Below are 3,665 nucleotides of genomic sequence, written 5' to 3'. Positions count from 1 at the left end.
TGCTTCACCGCCTCGGTGGCGGCGTTGAACACCTTCATGAAGGAGATGGGGCCGCTGGCCACGCCGCCGGTGGAGTTCACCGTGGAGCCCTTGGCCCGCAGCCGGGAGAAGGAAAAGCCGGTGCCGCCGCCGCTCTTGTGGATGAGGGCGGCATTCTTGATGGCGTCGAAGATGTCCTCCATGGAGTCGGCCACCGGCAGCACGAAGCAGGCCGACAGCTGGCCCAGCGGCCGGCCGGCGTTCATCAGGGTGGGGGAGTTGGGCAGGAAGTCCAGACTGGTCATCAGCTGGAAGAAGTCGGAGGCGGTGGCCGCGGTGTCCGCCTGGGGGTCAAAGTGGGTGTCGGCGGCGGCGATGGCGTCCGCTACCCGGTGGAAAAGCTCCTCCACGGTCTCGGTGGGCTGCCCCTGCTCATCCCGGATCAAATACCGGCGCTCCAGCACGGCCCTGGCGTTCTCACTGATCGGCATAATTGTCGTCTCCTCTTTCGTTGTGAATATCAATCATGGGAGGACGGTGTCCTCTCCAAAACGTGCACTAGATATTGTATCAGAGAATCGGATGAAGTCAATATATCGTTTTAGACGAAAAAAACGGAGGGGATCTCCCCTCCGTTGCCGGAACTCTTAGAGCCAGACGAAAAACGCTCGTCAAAGGTGATTTTTACCCCTCTCCGCCGGGCAGGCTGGCCAGGGGGAGCACCAGGGTCATACGGGTGCCCACCCCCCTGCGGGAGAGGACCTCCAGCCAGCCGCCGTGGCGCTCGGCGATGTACCGGGCGATGGACAGGCCCAGGCCGGTGCCGCCCGTCTTCCGGTCCCGGGACTGGTCGGCCCGGTAGAAGCGCTCGAAAATGTGGGGGAGGCTCTGGGCGTCGATGCCGTCCCCCTCGTCCTGGACGGACAGCCGGGCGGCGCCCTCCGCCGTCTCCAGAGAGAGGGTGATCTCCCCGCCGGCGGGGGTGTATTTGATGCTGTTGTCCACCAGCACCCGGAGGCACTGCTTGATGAGGCCCAGGTCGGCGTGGACCGGCACCGGGGTCGTCCCCCACCGGGCGGAAAAGGGATGGGTCTGGTCGATCATCCCCGTCTCCTTATACACTTGGGCAGCCACCTCGGTGAGGTCGAAGTCGGACATCTCCACCTGCATGGTGTCGTTGTCCCCGCGGGCCAGGAAGAGAAGCTGCTCCACCAGCTCCTTCATGGACTCCGCCTCCCCACGGATGGCGTCGATGGCCTCCTGGCGGGTGGCGGGGTCGTCCTTCCCCCAGCGGTCCAGCAGACTGGCGTAGCCCTGGATGACGGCGATGGGGGTGCGCAGCTCGTGAGAGGCGTCGGAGACGAAGCGCATCTGGGCCCGGTAGGCCGCCCCCAGCCGGTCCAGCATGGCGTTGATGGCCTCGGCCAGGTCCCGGAGCTCCTTCTGGGTCCCCGATACCGGGATGCGCTTGTCCAGATGGGTGGCGTTGATCTCGTCCAACCGCCCCGCCAGGGCGGAGAGCTCGGCGGCCGACATGTTGGGGGGCGCGCTGCCCAGCCGGGCCGCCGCCGCCGCCAGCTCCTGGATGGGCCGGAGGGTCTTTTTGATGGTGCCGGCGTTTTTCAGCAGGTTGAGGAGGAGGCTGAAGAGCTGGCACACCAGCAGGATGCGCCCGGCAAAGGCCAGGATGGTTACCGGCTGCTCCAGGTCCAGGGTGATGGCGTAGGGCTCCCCATCGTTGGGCAGGGAGAGGGTATAGGCGGCACCCCGGCCGGGGTGGGTCCCCCAGGGACCGAAAAACAGCGGCTCCTCCCCCAGGGAGAGAACCCGCAGGGCCTGTTCCTCCTCCGGGAGGGTTTGGTCCCCTAGGGGCATGGGCAGCAGAAGGCCGCCCAGCCGCAGGCCGGACTCCGACGGCGCCTCCTCCAGCGCCGAGATGGTGTAGTCTCCCGCCGACATCCACACCGTGGCCTCGGCAGAGGGCACCCCCCGCTGGGCCACCAGTTGGGCGATCTCCCCGCACTGGTGGTCCGCCCACAGGAGGATGCCCCCCCAGGAGAGGGCCAGCAGCAGCAGGTCGGTGGTGAAATAGATGCCCAGCAGCCGCAGAAAGAGCCGCAGATTGAGCCGCAGGACGATGGAGGAGCGGATGCCGCCCCGGTCCTGTCTCGGTTTGGAGGCCATGTCCGCCCCTCCTTTCCATGCAAGTGGATGCCCCGTCAGCCCTCCTCCCGGATGACATAGCCCACGCCCCGGACGGTGTGGATGAGCTTGACGCCGAAGCGCTCATCCAGCTTGGACCGGAGGAAGCGGATGTAGACGTCCACGGCGTTGGTCTCCCCGGCGAAGTCGAAGCCCCACACGTTGTCCAGCAGAGACTCCCGGGAGATGACCTTTTCCTTGTTCTCCAGCAGATAGCGCAGCAGGTCGAATTCCCGCCGGGTGAGCTCCACCGGGGTGCCGGAGACGCTCACTTCGTGGCGCTCCACGTCCATGGAGAGGGGGCCGCAGGTGAGCCTGGGGGCCTCCGCCGGGGCGGCGGGGTGCTTGCGCAGGGCGGCCCGAATCCGGGCCAATAACTCCTCGATGGCGAAGGGCTTGGTCACATAGTCATCCGCACCTGCGTCCAGGCCGGACACCTTGTCCACCACCGCGTCCCGGGCGGTGAGCAGGATCACCGGCGTCTGCCGCTCCTTCCGCAGCCGGCGGAGCACCTCCATCCCCGAGAGGGCGGGGAGCATGATGTCCAGCAAAATGAGGTCAAATTCCCCAGTGAGAGCACGCTCCAGCCCCGTCCGGCCGTCGAAGGCCTTCTCCACCTCATAGCCCTCGTACCGCAGCTCCAGCTCCACCATCCGGGCCAACTTCTCCTCATCTTCCACCAACAAGATCCGTTCCGCCATGGACGGGTCCCTCCTTTTTCCTTATGAACGGCGCAGCCGCGCCAGAAAACGATCCATGGCCTCCCGCAGGGAGGACAAGAAGCTCCGCACGGTCTCCCCCTCCACCAGAGGGCCGGAGAGCCGGTACCGGAAGCCCAGCAGCAGCCCCGCCCCCAGCACCACCGCCATCTCCAGGAAGAAAAAGAGCAGGAGCACCACCAGGATAAGCAGGGGCACCGAGGCCGCCTGCTGTCCCTTCCGCCACACCTCCAGCCGGGTGGCCAGACAGTTGTGGAAGAGGTCTTTCAGGCCCTCTTTCAGATCGGACCAGGGAACCACCAGCACGCCGCTGTGCCGGGCGCTGTCCGAAGCATCCGACGGACCGGGTCCGGGGGGTGGCGGTGTACCCCCAGAGGGGGCACGGGTGGAGTAGAAGCCGCCACCCGGCGGCGTCGGTGTCAGACCTTGCCGCTCCAGCTCCAGCATGGCCGCCAGGGCATCGCCATTGTTCCGCTCCAGGGCCGAGAGAGCGGCGATCACGTCCACACCGGCGGCCTCGCTGATCCGCCGGGCCTGTTCCACCGTCACCGACATGCTTCTCCCCCTCTCCCCGTGTACTGACCCGATTATAACCTGCCCCGCCTAAAGACGGCTTTGGGTTTTCTTTAGATCTCATTAAAAAATACCGTGTAGGGCGATTTTACGAGTACCATGATGATAGCACATCCACCCCAGCGGGACAAGGGTAGGGGTTTACCCTGGACCTAGTGCTGTGATATAATGAAAACGATCCTGTTTAAAGGA

At 65.6% G+C, this 3,665-nt stretch carries 4 protein-coding genes; all 4 read right to left on the bottom strand.

Annotation, left to right across the window (positions count from 1 at the left end; translation table 11 throughout):
• On the bottom strand, positions 1-470 hold a 470-nt coding region (locus tag Q0K15_RS10965; protein WP_294515883.1), incomplete at its 3' end, for a ribonucleotide reductase N-terminal alpha domain-containing protein.
• Between the two features lie 193 nt (positions 471-663).
• Positions 664-2,163, bottom strand: coding sequence for a HAMP domain-containing sensor histidine kinase (locus Q0K15_RS10960; RefSeq protein ID WP_294515882.1), 1,500 nt, complete (start codon positions 2,161-2,163; stop codon positions 664-666).
• Between the two features lie 35 nt (positions 2,164-2,198).
• The gene (locus Q0K15_RS10955; protein WP_294515881.1) at positions 2,199-2,882 is read right to left on the bottom strand and encodes a response regulator transcription factor; all 684 of its coding nucleotides are present in this window, start codon (positions 2,880-2,882) and stop codon (positions 2,199-2,201) included.
• A gap of 21 nt (positions 2,883-2,903) precedes the next feature.
• The gene (locus Q0K15_RS10950) at positions 2,904-3,455 is read right to left on the bottom strand and encodes a hypothetical protein (RefSeq protein WP_294515880.1); all 552 of its coding nucleotides are present in this window, start codon (positions 3,453-3,455) and stop codon (positions 2,904-2,906) included.
• Between the last annotated feature and the right edge of the window lie 210 nt (positions 3,456-3,665).

Source organism: uncultured Intestinimonas sp. (assembly GCF_944387245.1).
Classification (GTDB): Bacteria; Bacillota; Clostridia; order Oscillospirales; family Oscillospiraceae; genus Intestinimonas.
Note: the sequence above shows the minus strand (reverse complement) of the source record. Positions and strands in the feature narration are given on the sequence as shown.